The 16,448-nt window shown below is 65.9% G+C and carries 20 protein-coding genes and 1 pseudogene; 10 read left to right on the top strand and 11 right to left on the bottom strand.

The genetic code is table 11. The features are described from left to right. Positions 1-11: 11 nt before the first annotated feature. Positions 12-380, bottom strand: a complete 369-nt coding sequence (locus CH290_RS19760) for a YciI family protein (protein ID WP_020110410.1) — start codon at positions 378-380, stop codon at positions 12-14. Between the two features lie 111 nt (positions 381-491). Then, positions 492-1,649 carry an epoxide hydrolase family protein gene (locus tag CH290_RS19755; RefSeq protein WP_033190267.1) on the bottom strand — a complete coding sequence of 386 codons (1,158 nt, stop codon included), beginning with the start codon at positions 1,647-1,649 and terminating at the stop codon, positions 492-494. A gap of 267 nt (positions 1,650-1,916) precedes the next feature. On the opposite strand from CH290_RS19755, the gene CH290_RS19750 reads away from it, so the two are divergent. Next, entirely contained in the window at positions 1,917-3,158 is a 1,242-nt protein-coding gene (locus CH290_RS19750) for a PucR family transcriptional regulator (protein WP_033190268.1), read from the top strand. Beyond that, positions 3,158-3,895, top strand: a complete 738-nt coding sequence (locus CH290_RS19745) for an EAL domain-containing protein (protein WP_033190269.1) — start codon at positions 3,158-3,160, stop codon at positions 3,893-3,895. Before CH290_RS19750 ends, CH290_RS19745 begins: the two co-directional genes overlap by 1 nt. Here CH290_RS19745 and CH290_RS19740 read toward each other — a convergent pair. From CH290_RS19740 to CH290_RS19710, 7 genes are all read right to left on the bottom strand, one after another. Beyond that, positions 3,830-4,480, bottom strand: coding sequence for a DUF998 domain-containing protein (locus tag CH290_RS19740; protein WP_051127722.1), 651 nt, complete (start codon positions 4,478-4,480; stop codon positions 3,830-3,832). The two genes, CH290_RS19745 and CH290_RS19740, sit on opposite strands and share 66 nt — an antisense overlap. A 250-nt stretch (positions 4,481-4,730) precedes the next feature. Next, positions 4,731-5,609 (bottom strand): hypothetical protein, encoded by an 879-nt coding sequence (locus CH290_RS19735; RefSeq protein WP_020110404.1) that lies wholly within the window; start codon positions 5,607-5,609, stop codon positions 4,731-4,733. Continuing rightward, on the bottom strand, positions 5,606-5,950 hold the full coding sequence (locus CH290_RS19730; RefSeq protein WP_230621082.1) for an Asp23/Gls24 family envelope stress response protein: 345 nt from the start codon (positions 5,948-5,950) through the stop codon (positions 5,606-5,608). Before CH290_RS19730 ends, CH290_RS19735 begins: the two co-directional genes overlap by 4 nt. Next, complete coding sequence (locus CH290_RS19725; protein WP_019665198.1) at positions 5,940-6,140, bottom strand: DUF2273 domain-containing protein; 201 nt, start codon at positions 6,138-6,140, stop codon at positions 5,940-5,942. The genes CH290_RS19730 and CH290_RS19725 overlap by 11 nt, the downstream gene beginning before the upstream one ends. A 26-nt stretch (positions 6,141-6,166) precedes the next feature. After that, positions 6,167-6,391 (bottom strand): hypothetical protein, encoded by a 225-nt coding sequence (locus tag CH290_RS19720; RefSeq protein ID WP_019665199.1) that lies wholly within the window; start codon positions 6,389-6,391, stop codon positions 6,167-6,169. A gap of 19 nt (positions 6,392-6,410) precedes the next feature. Next, complete coding sequence (locus CH290_RS19715) at positions 6,411-6,686, bottom strand: Asp23/Gls24 family envelope stress response protein (protein ID WP_020110402.1); 276 nt, start codon at positions 6,684-6,686, stop codon at positions 6,411-6,413. Between the two features lie 14 nt (positions 6,687-6,700). Then, the gene (locus tag CH290_RS19710; RefSeq protein ID WP_019665201.1) at positions 6,701-7,180 is read right to left on the bottom strand and encodes an Asp23/Gls24 family envelope stress response protein; all 480 of its coding nucleotides are present in this window, start codon (positions 7,178-7,180) and stop codon (positions 6,701-6,703) included. 193 nt (positions 7,181-7,373) lie between these two features. Between CH290_RS19710 and CH290_RS19705 the strand changes: the two genes are divergently transcribed. The 4 genes and pseudogenes from CH290_RS19705 (at position 7,374) to CH290_RS19690 (ending at position 10,195) form a co-directional block, all read left to right on the top strand. After that, positions 7,374-7,955, top strand: coding sequence for an RNA polymerase sigma factor (locus CH290_RS19705; RefSeq protein WP_019665202.1), 582 nt, complete (start codon positions 7,374-7,376; stop codon positions 7,953-7,955). Between the two features lie 7 nt (positions 7,956-7,962). Continuing rightward, positions 7,963-8,421, top strand: coding sequence for a hypothetical protein (locus CH290_RS19700; RefSeq protein ID WP_019665203.1), 459 nt, complete (start codon positions 7,963-7,965; stop codon positions 8,419-8,421). A gap of 17 nt (positions 8,422-8,438) precedes the next feature. Next, positions 8,439-9,512 (top strand): annotated as a pseudogene (locus CH290_RS19695) (sensor histidine kinase); the annotation flags it as partial. Next, positions 9,509-10,195 carry a response regulator gene (locus CH290_RS19690; RefSeq protein ID WP_019665205.1) on the top strand — a complete coding sequence of 229 codons (687 nt, stop codon included), beginning with the start codon at positions 9,509-9,511 and terminating at the stop codon, positions 10,193-10,195. The pseudogene CH290_RS19695 and the gene CH290_RS19690, both read left to right, overlap by 4 nt. A gap of 30 nt (positions 10,196-10,225) precedes the next feature. Here the strand turns inward: CH290_RS19690 and CH290_RS19685 are convergent, their stop codons facing one another. Then, positions 10,226-12,484 (bottom strand): putative bifunctional diguanylate cyclase/phosphodiesterase, encoded by a 2,259-nt coding sequence (locus CH290_RS19685; RefSeq protein WP_019665206.1) that lies wholly within the window; start codon positions 12,482-12,484, stop codon positions 10,226-10,228. A gap of 203 nt (positions 12,485-12,687) precedes the next feature. On the opposite strand from CH290_RS19685, the gene CH290_RS19680 reads away from it, so the two are divergent. From CH290_RS19680 to CH290_RS19665, 4 genes are read left to right on the top strand one after another with little or no spacing between them, the layout of a single operon-like run. Continuing rightward, on the top strand, positions 12,688-13,125 hold the full coding sequence (locus tag CH290_RS19680; RefSeq protein ID WP_033190324.1) for a DUF6069 family protein: 438 nt from the start codon (positions 12,688-12,690) through the stop codon (positions 13,123-13,125). Between the two features lie 22 nt (positions 13,126-13,147). Continuing rightward, positions 13,148-13,732 (top strand): FAS1-like dehydratase domain-containing protein, encoded by a 585-nt coding sequence (locus CH290_RS19675; protein ID WP_033190271.1) that lies wholly within the window; start codon positions 13,148-13,150, stop codon positions 13,730-13,732. A gap of 14 nt (positions 13,733-13,746) precedes the next feature. Continuing rightward, on the top strand, positions 13,747-14,436 hold the full coding sequence (locus CH290_RS19670) for a hypothetical protein (protein ID WP_027498581.1): 690 nt from the start codon (positions 13,747-13,749) through the stop codon (positions 14,434-14,436). 51 nt (positions 14,437-14,487) lie between these two features. After that, entirely contained in the window at positions 14,488-15,210 is a 723-nt protein-coding gene (locus CH290_RS19665; protein WP_033190272.1) for a Clp protease N-terminal domain-containing protein, read from the top strand. Between the two features lie 40 nt (positions 15,211-15,250). On the opposite strand, the gene CH290_RS19660 is transcribed toward CH290_RS19665, so the two are convergent. Beyond that, positions 15,251-16,447, bottom strand: coding sequence for a multidrug effflux MFS transporter (locus tag CH290_RS19660; RefSeq protein WP_033190273.1), 1,197 nt, complete (start codon positions 16,445-16,447; stop codon positions 15,251-15,253). Between the last annotated feature and the right edge of the window lies 1 nt (position 16,448).

The following is a 16,448-nucleotide window of genomic DNA, read 5'->3' as shown; positions in this document are numbered from 1 at the left end:
CGGTCGGCCTCTCAGGTCCACGCGCCGTCGACGAACGAGGTGGCGGCCGCTCGAACTTCCAGCACTCCGTACTGCGCGCCGGGGCACCGTTCGGCCCACATGAGCGCGGCGTCCTCGTCGGGTACCTCGATCACGAAGACACCGCCGACGCCTTCCTTCGTATCCGCGAAGGGGCCGTCCTGAACCTGCAGTTCGCCGGTGCGCAGAGACAGCGTTCTGGCGGACGAGCTGGACGTCAGAACCTCCGCGGCGACGAGCACACCGGCGGACTCGAGTGCGCGGCCGTACGCTCCGAACGCCTCCTGCATCTGGGCGATCGTCTCCTGGTCGAGGACGCCCTCCTCGGGCTCGGCATTGTTGAGGATCAGGGTGTAGCGCATGTGTCTCTCCTAGCGTCGATGTCCATTTTGTACCGGATCTTCGTGGTTGTACGTAGACATGACGATCGAGGGTTCTCGAAATCGACACGTAACGAGAATCCGTACGCCGGCCTACTCGACCTCCAGATTCCCGGCGAAGGCCTGGATGTCTGCGACGACGAGTTCGGGCACTTCGAGGGCGGCGAAGTGTCCACCGCGAGGGTGGACCGTGTAGCGGACGACGTCGAAGAAGCGCTCCACGAATTCGCGCGGTGGCCGGCCGATGTCTCTGGGGAACACGGCGATTGCCGTCGGAACGTGGATGACCGGGTCCCAGTCTCCCGTATCTGCCCAGTCTTCGGTATCTGCCCGGTCCTGATCGCCGCTCTCCTCGTCCCAGGCTGCGCCTTCGCTGTACAGGCGCGTCGAGGAGTGGATGGAGTTGCGCACCCAGTAGGTCATGACGTTGGTGATCAGGTCCTCGTCGCTCGGTAGGGAGTCCGAGAGGCGACCGAAGTGGTCGACGATCCAGGCGGCGAGGCCGACCGGCGAGTCGCTGAGACCGTAGGCGAGTGTCAAGGGCCTCGACGACTGGATGGAGACGTAGGCGGCGTCGTTCTCGCTCCACGAGTCGAGCGCGTCCAGGAAGGCCTTCTCGTCGTCGGTGACGGACTCTCGGTCGACCATGAATAAATTGGGAAACGGAATGTCCGTGAGGTGCAATCCGAGAATGCGGTCCGGGTTCGCGCGCACCACTTCCTGGCCGACGACGCTGCCCCAGTCGCCGCCGTGGACGAAGTACCGGTCGTACCCGAGGGTCTCCATCAGCGCGACGAGCGGTGCGGCCGTGGTCTCCGGACCCGCGTCGCCGTCGGGCAGCTGTTCGGAGAACCCGAATCCGGGCAGGGACGGCACCACCACGTGGAACGCCGGGGCGTCGGCGTTCACGGGGTTGCGCAACGCGTCGATGATTCCTACGTATTTGGCGAACGAGTCTGCCCACCCGTGGAGCAGCAGTATCGGTCGGGCGTCCGGACGATCGGATCGGGCATGGATGAAATGCAGGGTGCCGTCGGCGAGATGGTGTGGGAACTCGTTCAGTCGCGCTTCGACGCGGCGCCAGTCGTAATCCTGTGCCCAGTAGGAGGTGAGGCGGCGCATCGTGTCGAGGTCGGTCCCCGTTCCCCATCCGGTTGCGTGGCCGTTCGGGAAGCGGGTGCGCGTCAGGCGGGCGGTGAGGTCGTCCAGGTCCGTTTGCGGTACGTCGATGGTGAAGTCGCTGATGTCCATGCGGCTCAAGCTAGAGCGGATTGCGGACATCTTCGGTCCGTGATTCTGAAACTCGTGCGCATTGTTGAAATGTGAATATGTCCAGTTCTGCTGGGGACTCGTCACAACTGCAGGGCCGAAGGGGTGAGTACAAGTCCTCGAATCCAACTCTGGATCCGCGTTTCGGCACCCAAACATTCTCTCGGTCCGTTTGTTGCTCTATCGTGACCTTCTACGACAACAGCGGAGGCCCCGGCCGCCCCGAACGTTTCGGAAGGTGAGAAGCGTATGGCAACCACGATGGTGTCCTCCGATTCGGCAGAGGGACTGAGCCTGGGAGGACGTCCGGCATCCCATCAACTTCGAGTCGCGCGGGATTCGACGCAGAAGATCATCGACCACGTGCTCGATACCACCCAGTGTCGTGAGCTGACCGGGAGGTCCGGCCGGACTGTCGTCGCCGAGGTGACCGCAGAATGCGTCGCGCTGGCGGCAGACGTTCTGGATAGCGGCGTACAACCGTCGACCGAAGCGCTCGGCCGTCTGCGCCGGTCCGCGGGCAAGTGGGCTCGACTCGGCGTTCCACTGGCCGCCATCCAGCACGCGTTCCACGAAGGGTTCTCGCGATGCCTTCGCATGATCGCCGGGCGCGCGGTGGACGGTGAGCACGGCGCGCTCGTCGACGGCGCGGTGCTGATGTTCGGTCTGCTCGACGTGGTGTCCGAGGCGGTCTCCTCGGGATATCTCGACGAATACAAGGCCGTGGCCGCGCAGGGTCAGGACCAGACGCAGGCACTGGTCACCGCCCTGCTCACCGGAGACCGGAGTGCCCCGTCCATCGCCGAGAGGTACGGCACCGAGCTCGCCGAGCGATACGAAGTCGTCGCGGTGCACTTTCCTCCGCACGCCGACGAGGTGGGCGCCCCTGTCGCGCGAGAGGCAGCGGCGACGCGCAAACTGCAACGGATACGGTCCGCGCTCGCCGACTTCCACGCTGCCGAGCCGCCGCTGGCGATCCTCAGTGCAACCGGCGGAACGATCCTCGTGCCGGATCCGGTGGCCGGTGTCGTCGAATCCCTGATCACCCGGTTGACGGAGGCGGGCGAAGTCCCCGTGTCCGCCTCGGCGGCGGTATCGGTGGCGTCGCGCATCGCAGCTGCCGCCGAGAACGCCTACGAGTTGCTCAGGCTGGTGCAGCGCTTGGACTATCGACCCGGCGTGTATCGAATCGCCGACTTGGCGTTGGAGTTCCAGATCGCGCGGCCGGGTGTCGGCCGTCGCCACCTCGAGAGGATGCTGGATCCACTGCGGCGCGTACCGGATCTGCTGCCGACCCTCCAGGTGTTCGTCTCCACCGAGGCCAACCGTAAAAAAGCAGCGAAACAGCTTGTGGTGCACCCGAACACCGTCGACTACCGGTTGAAGAGAATTCAGCAGATCACCGGCATCGATCCGATGAAGTCGTCCGGACTCCGATCGCTCCATGCTGCCTTGATCGCGGACTCGCTCGACCCGAAGAGATCGGTGTGATGGCGCCGGTCACGTCTCTGTCCGCTCGCGCCGCACTCGTCGCGATCGACGACATGGTTCCGTGCTTCCAGCCGGTGGTCGCGTTGCGGACCGGTGTTGTCGTCGGAGTCGAAGCGCTCGCTCGGTGGCCGACGGTCGTCGGGGTCGATCCAGCCGAGGTGTTCGCTCTCGCGCGCACGCGTGGTGTGGTGTCGGACATCGACTTCGCCTGCCGTGCCGCGGCGTTGAAGGAAGCACGCTCGGCGGATCTGCGGCGCGGACTGGCGTTGTACCTGAACTACGAGCCGTCGGGAATCACGGACATCGAACGCACCGAGGCGCACCTCGACGCCCTGGAAGGCGACGGCAGGGTGGTTCTCGAGATCACCGAACGCGGTCTCGTCGGAGACGCGGACAGGCTCCGCTCGATGGTGACGTCGGCCCGACGGCGGGGATTCTCCATCGCTCTCGACGACGTCGGTGCCAACCGCGGCACTCTCGAAGCGCTGCCGATCGTCGAACCGGACATCGTGAAGCTCGATGCGTCGGTGCTGCGCCGGCCCCGTGCGTTCGGAAGCATGCGCGCATTGTCGGCAGTCCGACGGTACGTCGCGTCCACCGGTGCAGTGATCCTTGCGGAGGGCATCGAATCCGAGCGGGATCGGGTGCGGGCGCTCGGCCTCGGCGCGACGCTAGGGCAGGGCTGGTTGTTCGGCGCCGCTGCTGCGGGCGCCGATCTTCGGGCTCGATTCGGCTGACGCGCGGAAGACGACGTGCAGCCATCGTGCGTCGAATCGCCGTAACACCGTTCGACGGGCCAGCGCGACGAGTACTGCTGTGCCGGTGACGGCCATCCATGTGGGCATCGGGTAGAGCGCCAGGCGTTCTCCCAGGCCGAATCCGAATGTCTGCGCCAGCATCAGGACCGCACCGACGACACCGACGAGCGCGCAGACCGCGGACCAGAGTGCGACCACTCGTCGCTCACGCCAGAAGTGCCAGGCGATCAACGCCAGAACCACGTGCCGAGCGATGAAGCCGGGCAGCACGGCGGCCCAGTGCAGGATGGTTCCGTCGTCGGCGGGGAAGAGTCCGGTCGCCGCGGTGCTGACCGCGATGATCACGGCCAGTGACAGGATCGCCTTCTTCACTCGTCCACTTCTGATGTGGCGGTGCAGGAACAGTGCTCCGACGAGTGTCAGGACTCCCAGGGCAACGAACGCGGCGTTCATGACGTCGTGCAGGGGTGAGCAGGAACCGACCTGGCACGTCGTCACCCCGAGTGAGCTGATCGAGTTGTCCTCGAAGCTGTACGGGGTACTCCACGCTGCTGCGGTGAACACTTCCGCGAGCAAGTAGGCGAAGCACAGGACCCACGCGATTCCTGCGGCAGCGTGATGGGCGTCGTGTGTGGATGTCGGTGAGGCGATAGGTAACTCTCTTCGTGGCGAGCCGGCGTTCGGCGAACGCTGTACGGACGATGGCGTGACTGTACGTGCCCAACCTGAGAGTGCAGCCCGGACGACGGCTCTTCTCGTCGACGCCCACCTGCCCAGAGCACCTGATCGATTCTCAGGATGCCCTCGCCCTCGATTACCTGGCCCGACCCGGCTGAATCAGCACCTGGGTGTCCACCTCGAGGCCGGACATGGCGCCGGCACAGGTTTCGCGGAGAGCAACGGCCGACGCGAGGAGGTCCGCGGACGGTGTGCCCGCGTCGCTCGCGCGGGCAGAGATTCGAAGGAGGCGGCCCGTGCCGGTGTCCACCACTCGACCACTGGCCGCATCGACCCCGGGTGACGACGCCAATGCGGCGGCCGCATTCTGTGCGGCGGAGGTCAGGTCCACCCTGGCGTCGTCGCTGCCGATCAAGGAGGCGGCACGCCGGGGCCGGTGTGCCCACAGCCAGTACAGCCCGGCGACGGATACGACGACGGTGGCGCCGGTGAGCGCCCACGGCCACCACGACGTGTCTGCCCACCCGGCGGGGTTCCACGACTCGACCGTCCGCCTGGCGTCGTGCGCGAACTGCGGCAGCCGGTCGCGTTCCCATGCGGCAGCCGCCAATCCGGCTGCGCCGAGAACGAGGCCGACCAGCGCGGTGACCAGACGATCGACAGCGGCGGTGCCGACACCGATCGACGAACTTCGGACCCGCGCCGAGCCCTTGGCGATCCAGACGCCATCGGAACCCGACGGCCGGTGAGTTCGGCTGCGCGGCAATACGGCACAGACGAGCAGGACCAGCCCGATCACCGCGGCGACGATGCCGATCGGAAGCATCGCACCGAGCACGGTGACACCGAGTAGCCAGTCGATCGCAGGCGCGATCCAGGGTGCACCGTCGACGAGACCGAACTCGATCGACGCGTCGCGACCCAGAACGACGCCGACGACGCAGAGGGCCAGCGCGAGAACCACGGCGACTGCACTCGCGCGAGGCGCCGCCTTCGGCGATACCTGTGTGGTCATTCGACTCGCCTTCCTGAACTCGTGACTTTCTCCGGCGCAACGTAACGCATCACGACATCCACGGTGTCGACCTCCAGCCCGCTCGATTGTCGAAGGTCGTCCGCCACGCTGGTTCGCACTCTCGCAGCGACGTCGGCGATGGGCGTCGGCCATCGCGTGGCGGCTTCGACCGTCGCCCGGACTTTTCCGTCTCGGACAGTTGCCTCCACGCGCGGAAGGGCTTTCGACGTGAGGCCACCGGTGACGGGTTCCACGCCGTCCACCCGGCTCGCCGTGATCTCGGCGATGCGGGTGACGGCTCGAACTCGTACCTCGAGGTGGCCTCGTTCGTCAGCGGTCATGGCGGCGGCCACGCGAGAACCCGTCGCGGCTCTGGAACATCGACACGTCCAGTTCGCCGTCGATGTAGCGACCGACGGCGAAACCGACGACGGCGAGGATCACGGCGAAGAGAAACCCGGTGAATCCGCCGGCAGCGGCCGCAATGGCCAACAGAAGTCCTACGAACAAACCGATGGTGGACGTCGTCATGATGATGCTCCTGCTAGATGTGAGGGCTAGATGTCGAAGTAACGTTTGGACCGCAGCCGCCCTGCGGGCCCGAAGATCCTGCGGTAGAGGTGCTTCCACGTGCGCCGACGAATCGTGGTGGGCGCGCGCGAGAACCTTCGGTCGACGGCGGCGAGTTCGGCTGCGTACACAGCCGGGTCGCCGCCGACGTCCGGATGGTGCTTCCTGGCCACCGCGCGGCGGGCGGCGGTGTGTTCGGCCGAACGGCTCATGCGTGAGTGGACCGCATCATCAGCGGATTACGTCCTCGACGGTGACGTGAACCGGGCCGTCGGCCACGGTAGCGACGGCCGTTCGGATCGCGTCGGCGGTGGCCGGAATCGGGCTGCCTGCACGCAGTATCACGTGCACGTCGACGCTGCCGTCCTCACGGATCCGAACGCCGGAGACGCGCCTGCCCGGCAGGTATGTCGCGGCTTCACCGAACATACCGCCGTGCAGACCCGCGACGCCCGCCGTTGCCGTCACCACGTCGGCGATGACTTCCGAGACGTCGGGTGCGCTCATATCGGGTCCTGATGTCACTGAACTCGCGTCCCGGACACTTCCTGCCCGGACTCGTCGTCACCCTCGTCGAGGAAGACGTCGTGCACGACGATGTTGACCTCGGTGACCTCGAGGCCCGTCATCCGCTCCACGGCGGTGATGACGTTGCGACGGATGCCCGACGCCAGGTCGGCGATCGACACTCCGTACTCGGCGACGATGTCGATGTCGACGGCGGCCTGACGCTCGCCGACCTCGACCGACACACCCTGCGACTGGTTGACGCGTGCACCGGGGATGCGCTCGCGCAGCGCTCCGATGGCGCGGGAGGTGCCGCCGCCGACGTCGTGGACGCCCTGGACCTCGCGGGTGGCGATGCCGGCGATCTTCGACACGACGGTGTCGGCGATGGTGGTGCGTCCGGTGGTGCTGACCAGTGCGGACGTGGTGGTCGCGCTCTTGGCAGCCGTTCCGGATGCGGCGTCTGTCGACTTGTCCAGCGTCTGGGTGCTCATGTTCTGTCCTCTCGCGAATCGATTGTGACGTCAAGTAGGTCGTAGCGAAGTCGAGAAAGCGCACGTCCGAAAATAGTGATGTGCATCACAATCATGGTTCGCTGGTACAACGGTGTCGAATGCATCTCTTCCAGGTGGACACACGTGGCACGAGCACTTCGAGGACGGGGGCACCGATGGCGGACACGGTTCGATGACGGACGATCCACCCGGCCGTGTCATGTCCGACGGCGGGCCGCTGTCCGATCACGTGCTCGTCAGCAATGCAGCACTCGGCGACACCGACGCCTTCGAGCTGATCGTCGCCAGGTACGGCCCGGAGATGTTCCGCTACGCCCGCAACATGCTCTCCGATCACGGTGCAGCCGAGGAAGTCGTCCAGGACGCCTTCGTCGCGGCATGGAAGGGATTGGATACGTTCAGGGGCGACTCCAAACTGCGGACCTGGTTGTTCTCGATGGTCTCGCACAAGGTCGTCGATCACCGGCGCAAGCGTGCGGTCGCACCTGCCGAGGACTGGGTGTTCGAGCGCCGAAGCACGGATGCACGCGCGGATCCCGAGGTCAGCGTCACGAACGACGACTTCATGGCGGATCTGGGGCGTGCGTTGGCCGAACTGCCCTACCGCCAGCGAGCGTGTTGGCTGTTGCGAGAAGTGGAGGGGATGACACATCCGGAGATCGGGCAGATCATGACACTGTCGGCAAGCGCGGTACGCGGTCACCTGGTTCGCGCCCGAGCAACATTGAGTGAAAGGTTGGCGGCATGGCAGTGATGCAGCTATGACGTCGGAACCGGACGACTGGGTGTTGCAGCGCGCGGCGCGGGAGCTGCGGGAGGCGCCGGAGGAGCCGCGCTGGTTCGACATCAGCAACTCCATCATCTCCAAGGTCCGTGCGACGACCCGTCGGACATGGCCGGTGGATGCGCGGTTCCCCACGGCGCCGGAAGGCCGTGGATCCGACACTCTGCGCGTCAGCGATCACGTCGTGCGCACGGCAGTGCTTCGGGCACTGTCCGGAGTTCACGGGTGTCAGCCGACCGAGATCGCCGTGCACACGGACGAGCACAAGTGCACCGGGGTTTCGCTCTCGGTGGTCGGTGCGTACGACAGCGACCTTCAAGCTGTCGGAAACGATCTGGCGCGCATCGCCATGTCGATCGTGGCCGAGATCCTCGGTGTGTCGCTGACGCGCGACGACGTCGACGTGCACGTCGACGACATCGAGATACGGCCGTGAACGTTCGGCTCACGGTTCGACGAGCAGTAGTGAGTTGGACTGCTGCAGTGGTGGTTCCGTGTGCCGCGGCGGGACTCATCGACGTGCTGGGAACCGATTTCGACTCGAGTGGAATCAGCGCGCTGTTCTTCGTCGTCGTCCTGTGCGTGTCCCTTCTCGGGGGCGTCGTACCCGCAGCGCTGTCGGCCCTGATCTCCGGGTTCCTGCTCAACTACTTCTTCACCGAACCCCGCTACAGCCTCACGATCGCCGAGCCCGAGAACTTTCTCGTCACCGTGGTGCTGCTGGTCGTCGCAGTGGCGGTGGCCGTCCTGGTCGATCTCGCTGCCCGCCGCGCCCAGCAGGCCAGTCGCGCAACAGCTCTGGCCGAGGCCGACGCATTGCGCCGCGCGCTCCTCTCCGCCGTCAGTCACGATCTGCGCACCCCGCTCGCCGCTGTCAAAGCCGCGTCGTCGTCCCTCCGCAGCACCGACGTGGAGTTCTCCGCCGAGGACACCGCCGAACTGATCGCCACCATCGACGAGTCGGCGGATCAGCTGACGTCTCTGGTGGAGAACCTGCTGGACTCCTCCCGGCTGCAGGCAGGTGTGGTGCGGCCCTCCCTCGCACCGGTCTACGTCGAGGATGCGGTGCAGCGGGCACTGATCGGCTTGGAGGCCGACCCGTCGTCGACGGTCACCGACGTCGGCAGTGCCTGTGTACTCGCCGACGCGGGCCTGCTCGAGCGTGTGCTGGCCAACCTCGTGGGCAATGCCGTCCGACACGCTCCCGGCAGTACCGTGTTCATCCGTGCAACGGACAGCGGAGGTGGGACGACGATCACCGTCGCAGACAACGGGCCAGGTGTCACTCGAGCGGCTCAGCAGACGATGTTCGACGCCTTCCAGCGACTCGGGGACACCGACAACAGCGCAGGCGTCGGCCTCGGCCTGTCCGTCGTGCGCGGATTCGTCGAAGCGATGGGCGGCACCGTCCGCGCCCTCGACACCCCGGGCGGAGGGTTGACGGTGGCCGTGCAGCTCATGTCTCCGGAACCGACGTCGTCGGCAGCTCGGCCCGTTCCGTCGCCGAGCCCGAAGGGTGCGCAGTGACCGAATCACCGAGCATTCGCATCCTGGTGGTCGAGGACGAGCCCCAGATCGTTCGCGCGTTGCGCATCAACCTGAAGGTGCGTGGATACGACGTCGTGGCTGCGGCGTCGGGAGCCGAAGCGCTGCGGGTGGCGGCGGATTTCCACCCCGAGGTGGTACTCCTCGACCTGGGTCTGCCGGATTTCGACGGTGTCGAGGTCATCGGGGGTCTGCGTGGATGGACCGACGTTCCGATCGTCGTGCTCTCGGCGAGAACGGATTCCGCCGACACCGTGGACGCACTGGACGCCGGGGCCGACGACTTCGTCACCAAGCCGTTCGAGATGGACGTGTTGTTGGCGCGGTTGCGGGCGGCCTTGCGTCGAGGCCCGAGGGCGGTGGAAGACGCAGTGGTGGAGACGGATTCGTTCACGGTCGACCTGTCCTCGAAGACCGTCACCCGCGGCGGGGACGTCGTTCATCTGACCCGCACCGAGTGGGGAGTGCTCGAGCTACTGGCCCGCAACCGCGGAAAGCTGGTGTCCCAGCGCGAGATCCTGAAGACCGTGTGGGGTCCGAAGCACGAACGTGAGACGCATTATCTGCGAATCTATCTCGCCCAGTTGCGCCAGAAACTCGAGGACGATCCATCCCGGCCGCGTCATCTGCTCACCGAGACCGGGATGGGATACCGACTGAAATAGCCGGTGCCCGCGTCCTGGGGTGCCTCAGTGCTACTGGACGGGCACGGACGACGGGGCGGAGCCGCTGCCCTGCTTCAGCCAGTGCTGCAGCGGAGCAGGCCGCCCGTACAGGTAGCCCTGGGCGAACCGGCAGTGCAATGCCTCGATGGCGCGGGCCTGATGCTCGGTCTCGACGCCCTCCGCGACGATGGAGACGGGTAGTGCGCGCGCCATCGCGGCGATCGCGGAGACCAGTGAGCCGCCCGACGTATCGGTTCCGATCTCGGCGATGAACGAGCGGTCGATCTTCAGCAGCGCAATGGGCAGTTCACGGAGGCGACTGAGCGAGGAGTAACCGACTCCGAAGTCGTCCAACACGATCAGCACATCCAGTGCAGCGAGGCGGTCGAGGATCTTCTTCGCGGCGAACACATCGTCGATCAACGCCGTCTCGGTGACTTCCAGTGCCAGATCGGAGCCTTGCAATCCGAGTTCGGCCAACAACTGTCCGACGAGCACCGGCAGTGACTCGTCGCGCAACTGAACGGGCGAGATGTTGACGGACATCGTGACGTCCTGGCCCTGCGCCCGCAATGCCGCCAGGTCCGTGAGGGCGGTTCGCAGGACGGCAGCGCCGATCTCGCCGATCAGGTCGGTCGACTCCGCGATGGCGACGAACTCGCCTGGTCCGCGCAGTCGCCCACCGTGCTGCCACCGCACCAGAGCCTCGTAGACGACGGTGGCGCGGGTCGAGGTCATCACGATCGGCTGGTAATAGACCACCAACTCTCCGCGCCGGACGGCGCCGCGCAGAGCGGTGGCCGTTTCGATCGCGGCCGTGGACGACGCCCGTAGGGACTCGTCGAAGTACGCGATGCGCGACGCGCCCTGCGACTTCGCGTGGTACATCGCGGTGTCGGCCTCGCGAATGAGGTCGTCGAGACGATGCGCCCGGTTGGTGGTCGCGGCGATGCCGACCGACGCGGTGATGTACGCGCTGGCGGCACTGAGAACGAACGGCTCGGCGATTCGGTCGACGATCGACTTAGCCAGTGCTTCCATCTCTGGTCGAGTGCAGCGGCCGATCACGATGAATTCGTCCCCCGCGTAGCGAACCACGGTGTCGACCGAGCGGACCGTGGACCGGATTCGGTGCGCTGTCGCCGCAATCATCTCGTCACCGACGCGGTGCCCGTAGGAGTCGTTGACGACCTTGAAGTTGTCGAGGTCGACGAACAGGATGAAAATTCTGCCCGGCTCGTCCCGCGCGCCGAGGCGCTCGAACTCGTCGGGCAACATGGTGCGATTGGGTAGGCCGGTCAGTGCGTCGTGCGCTGCGCGATATCTGGCGTCGTCCTCGCTGCGTTCCATCAGGCTCATGGCGCGTTCGCCGCGGAGGAAGCTGCCGATGAGGATGGCCGAGAGCAGTGTGGAGCGGACCGCGAGATCGGCGGTGGACAACGACGTTCCGAGGACGGGGATGGCCGCGCACACCAACAGCATGACGAAGAGGAACGCGGACCGACGCCGATGACGGGGTGTCGCACGCTGACGCTGAGCCATCGTGGCCATCTGCGGGTGCAGCGCTGCGAGTCCGAGCGAGACGTAGCCGACGAGGTAGATGCCGTCGAGCAGGCCAGGTGACAGTGGTGATGCCCGGGACAGGAAGTGGGCGTAGGCGATGTCGCCGACGAACACCGACAGCAACGCGAGCATCAGCAACCGCAGCGAGGTGTTGCCGCGCTTGGAGGACATCAACAGATACGCCGTCAGCGTGATCATGCCTGCGTCGACGGCAGGGTAGATGCCGTTGAGAACGGCCACGGCAGTGTCCATCTCGGTGTCGAGAAGGGGCGAGATCAGCAGGACCCACGAGAGGAACAACGCACCGATCGCGGTCAACGTCGCGTCGATCAGCGGCGTCACGTCGTCGCGGGAGCGGCGTTCGAGAATCCAGCGGGCCAGTGCGACGGCGATCAACACGTAGCCGCCGAGCATGAACGTGTTCGACAGCGCCGTCACGCCCGAGGGATGGATACTCGGGTCCCCGCGGAGGCTGACGCCCAGCAGGAACAGGATTGCGGTCCCGAACAGGCACCACCAGGAGGTGGCGTCGGCCGGCTTGTGTCTGCGGATGCCGACGCCGATCGCGAGGATGGCTCCGATGGCGAACGTGCCGAGAACCATCGACCGAACCGACGCGTCACCGACGAGAAACAGCACGGCGCCGACAGCGAGAACACTCGCGAAGCCGACGAACTTCGGCGCCCCGGCAAGCGTTCGATGCATCGACGGCGCCTTCGTGTTCATCGAAGGCCCCCTCACCTGCTGCTGTAGTCCACGAACCGGCTGTCAAGTTCGCCCTGTCGGGAAGATTACTGTAGGACCCCTCCACTGTGCTGGGAACCTCGTCACGAGTCCCGCGTCGGTGTGCGATGAGTTCTCGGATCGGTACGGGTCAGATCTGTCGAAGCAAGGCGCCCCTGGTCCTTGCGTACAGGCAGGAGTCACCCATGACCACGTCGATTTCAGGTATTTCTGCTCGGTCGTTGTCGCGGCCGCGTGCAGTGTTGTTCTCCGTGTTGCTCGCACTCGTGTTCAATCTCGTGCTCTGGGTGATCGGGTTGGCGGTGGGTGGAAATTTCGAACTGACCGACGCCGGAACCACCATGGCGGTCGCACCGGGCGGAGTCGTCATGTTGACGGTCGTACCCATGGTCGTGGGAATGGGCGTCGCCGCCCTCGTGTCGCTGAAGTGGCTTCCCGTCATCCGCATCGCGCAGGTCGTCGGAGTCGTTGCTCCCTTGGGCACCATCGCGATGACCCTCGCCGCCGACTTCGACGCGGCCAGCACGGTCACCCTCTCGCTCATGCACGTCGTGATCGCAGTGGTCGTACCGCTGGGCCTGGAAGCCCTGCGCCGGGGAGCCGTCGGGAGTGTGCACTCCTGACAGACGAGTAAAATCGGACACCATGAGTGCATCGGACGGCACAGGATCGCAGGACGACGCCGCATCACGGGACGACGCCGCATCACAGGACGTCCCTGGGCAGGTACGGGCCATGGTCGGGCAGAGTTACCGAATCGACGATGTGTACGAGGTGGGCAAGGCCAAGGTCTCGGAGTTCGCGAACGCGGTTCAGAATTTCCACCCCGCGCACTTCGACCAGGACGAGGCGACGGCTCTCGGCCACAGCAGCCTCGTCGCGCCGCCGACCTTCATGTCGCTCATCGCGTTCGTGGCACAGCGGCGGCTGTTCGAGGAAACGCTCAGTTGCTACGCGATGCCGCAGATCCTTCAGGTGGATCAGCGATTCACCTTTCACCGCCCGTTGCTGGCCGGGGATCGGTTGAGCTGCGAAGTGTCACTGGTGTCGGCGCGCCGGGCCGTGGGCGCGGATCTGATGGTCGTGGAGAACGAGATCTTCGACCAGCGCGATCAACCGGTGTTGACGGCGGCGACGACCATCGCCGCGTCCACGGAGATCCAGGCACCGGAGGACTTCATGAGCGCCGTCGAGCAGATCATGATGGCCGGAACGGCCCCCGTGGCATGAGCGGCGGCTCGCCCATGCCTGGTCTGCCGCATCCTGATCTGCCGGGGCCGGAGGACATGCGTGGTCGGTGGGCGTCGTGTGCGGCCCTCACGGCGGCGCAGGGCCGGCCGGACCACTGCCACGCTCGCCCTGGTAGCGGTGCAGTGAACGGAGGGACGTGGCACTACGACGACGGCGGGGGCAATTGGGCGGCACTGAGAATCGCCGACGCCTCCGCTGGAGGTTCGAGTGGCATCTCTCGGGCTGTTCTCGTGGGGTACGACCACGAGTACAGCGAAACGTACTTCGGCGCGGCCGCCGAGTACTTCGGTGAACCCGAGACGGACCTTCTGCGCGGGTTGCCTGCCTGGACGGGCGACGTGGTGGCCGACTACATCGCGGACATTCAGCGGTCGGGCATGTGGCTGGGGTTCGTCTACGTCTTCGAGCACGGCCGTTGGTCACGCGCCGAGTACAGCGTTCCCGACGGTTTCGTGATGCTGAATCTCCCGCCCGTCAGTGCGGAGGCGACGACCGAGCATCTGACCGAGTTCCTGAACGGCATCGCACGAGACCACGGTGTCACCGCGGTAGTCGACGCGTCGGCGGTGGCCGCCGCGGTGGCTGCGGGTCCGGCGGTCACGTCGGAGCAGCTGCGGGCGATGTTCGGGGCACGGCAGGTCGACATCGAGGCGGGCGTCGCTGCTGCGCGGCTGTTCGCCTGAAATCGTCAACTCAGGGTTGACGATGCTCGATCGTCAACCTATGGTTGACGCATGGTCGAACCAACGAAAATCCAACTCCCTGTCCGCCTCGACGATCTGATCGACGCCATCAAGAAAGTGCACGACGACGAGCTCGAGCAACTGTCCGACGCGGTCGTCGCGGCCGATTCCCTCGGCGATCTGGCCGATCACCTGATCGGCCACTTCGTCGATCAGGCGCGCCGGTCGGGTGCGTCGTGGACCGACATCGGCCAGAGCATGGGCGTGTCGAAGCAGGCCGCGCAGAAGCGATTCGTGCCGAAAGGGCCGGGCGGATCCGATTCCGCGATGGACGCCTCCGAGGGCTTCAAGCGGTTCACCCCTCGGGCCAAGAACGTCGTTGTCGCGTCCCAGAACGAGGCGAACACCGCGGGCAATGCCGAGATCGCTCCCGCCCACCTGGTTCTCGGCTTGCTGACCGAGAAGGAGTCGATCGGTACCCGTTTCCTGCTGTCCGACGGCCGGACCGAACAGCAGGTGCGCGACGCGGCGCAGGCGTTGCTTCCCGCGTCGGAAGGCCGGTCCCCCGCGCTGATCCCGTACGACGCAGGCTCGAAGAAGGTGCTCGAACTCACCTTCCGCGAGGCACTGCGTCTGGGGCACAACTACGTCGGGACCGAGCACGTGCTGCTGGCAATGCTCGAGTTCGAGAACGGCGCAGGTCTGCTCACCGACCTCGGCCTGGAGAAGAACGCCGTCGAGGAGCAGTTGGTGGCGGCTCTCGGCTCCCTCTGAGCGCTGCGCCTCCGTCGCCTGTTCGGACGGCTCTGTCTCGTCAGTCCTTTCGGCTCGCGAAGCAGGCGCCGGCGGCGATGAGCGCGCTGACGAACATGGCGATCACCATGGGACCGGCCGTCTCCTCGCCGCCGAGGCCGACAAGTGGCGAAATGACTGCGGCCAAACCGAATTGAAGTGCTCCCAGCACTGCCGAGCCGGTGCCGGCAAGCTGCGGAACCTGTGTGACGGCAAGGCTCGTCGCGTTGGCGAAGACGAAACCCTCGGCCACCAGGGTGAGGAACAGCAGAACGAGCGTCGGCCACAGGCTGATCCCGACCATGACGAGAACGAGCAGCAGTGTGGTGGTGACGACGAGGGCGGTAATTCCGGCGGTCATCATGCGCTGCAGAGGGATTCGATCGGCGAGCTTCGCGGTGATCGCACTTCCGACCATGAGTCCGAGTGCGTTCACGGCGAAGGCCGCCGAGTACTGACCCGCCGACAGGCCGAGCATGTTCTGGAGTACGAAGGGTGACGCGGAGATGTAGGCGAACATCACGCTGAACGCGAAGGCGAACGTCAGTGTGTAGGACAGGTATCGGCGGTTCTTTACCACCGTTCCCATGCCGCTGATCATCTGAGCGATGCCTCCGCCGCGGCGGTTCTCGCGGTCCAGCGACTCGGGAACCAATGCGATGGCGCACAGGAGCATCACGGCGGTCAGTCCGGCGATGATCCAGAAGACTCCGCGCCATCCGAGGGAGTCGACGACTGCGCCGCCGATGAGCGGTGCGATGACCGGCGCGACGCCGCCGATGATCATCATCAACCCGAACAGTTTGGCAGCGTGGCTTCCTTCGGTACGGTCGGCGATGATCGCCCGCGACAGCACGACCCCCGCTGCACCGGCGAGCCCTTGTACGAACCTGGCAGCGATCAAGAACTCGACCGACGGCGCGAGTGCGGATGCGATGCCCGCAGCGAGACACACGGCTGCTCCGACGATCAACGGGACTCTGCGGCCGAGTTTGTCCGACAGGGGTCCGATGATCAGCTGTCCGATGGCGAGGCCGATGAGAAAGGTGGTCAGGGTGAGCTGAATGCTGCTGGCCGAGGTGTTCAGATCGGCTGCCATCGCCGGAAACCCGGGGAGGTACATGTCGGTCGCGAGAGGTGGTACGGCGGTGAGCAGTGCGAGTACGCCGATGAGTACGGCGCTCGGTGCTGCGGTCCGGGAAGGCGTGGTGGTAGTCATC

This window comes from Rhodococcus sp. 06-156-4, assembly GCF_002259345.1.
Lineage (GTDB): Bacteria > Actinomycetota > Actinomycetes > Mycobacteriales > Mycobacteriaceae > Rhodococcoides > Rhodococcoides fascians_E.
The sequence above is the reverse complement of the archived record's forward strand: the minus strand, read 5'-3'. Positions and strand labels throughout refer to the sequence as shown.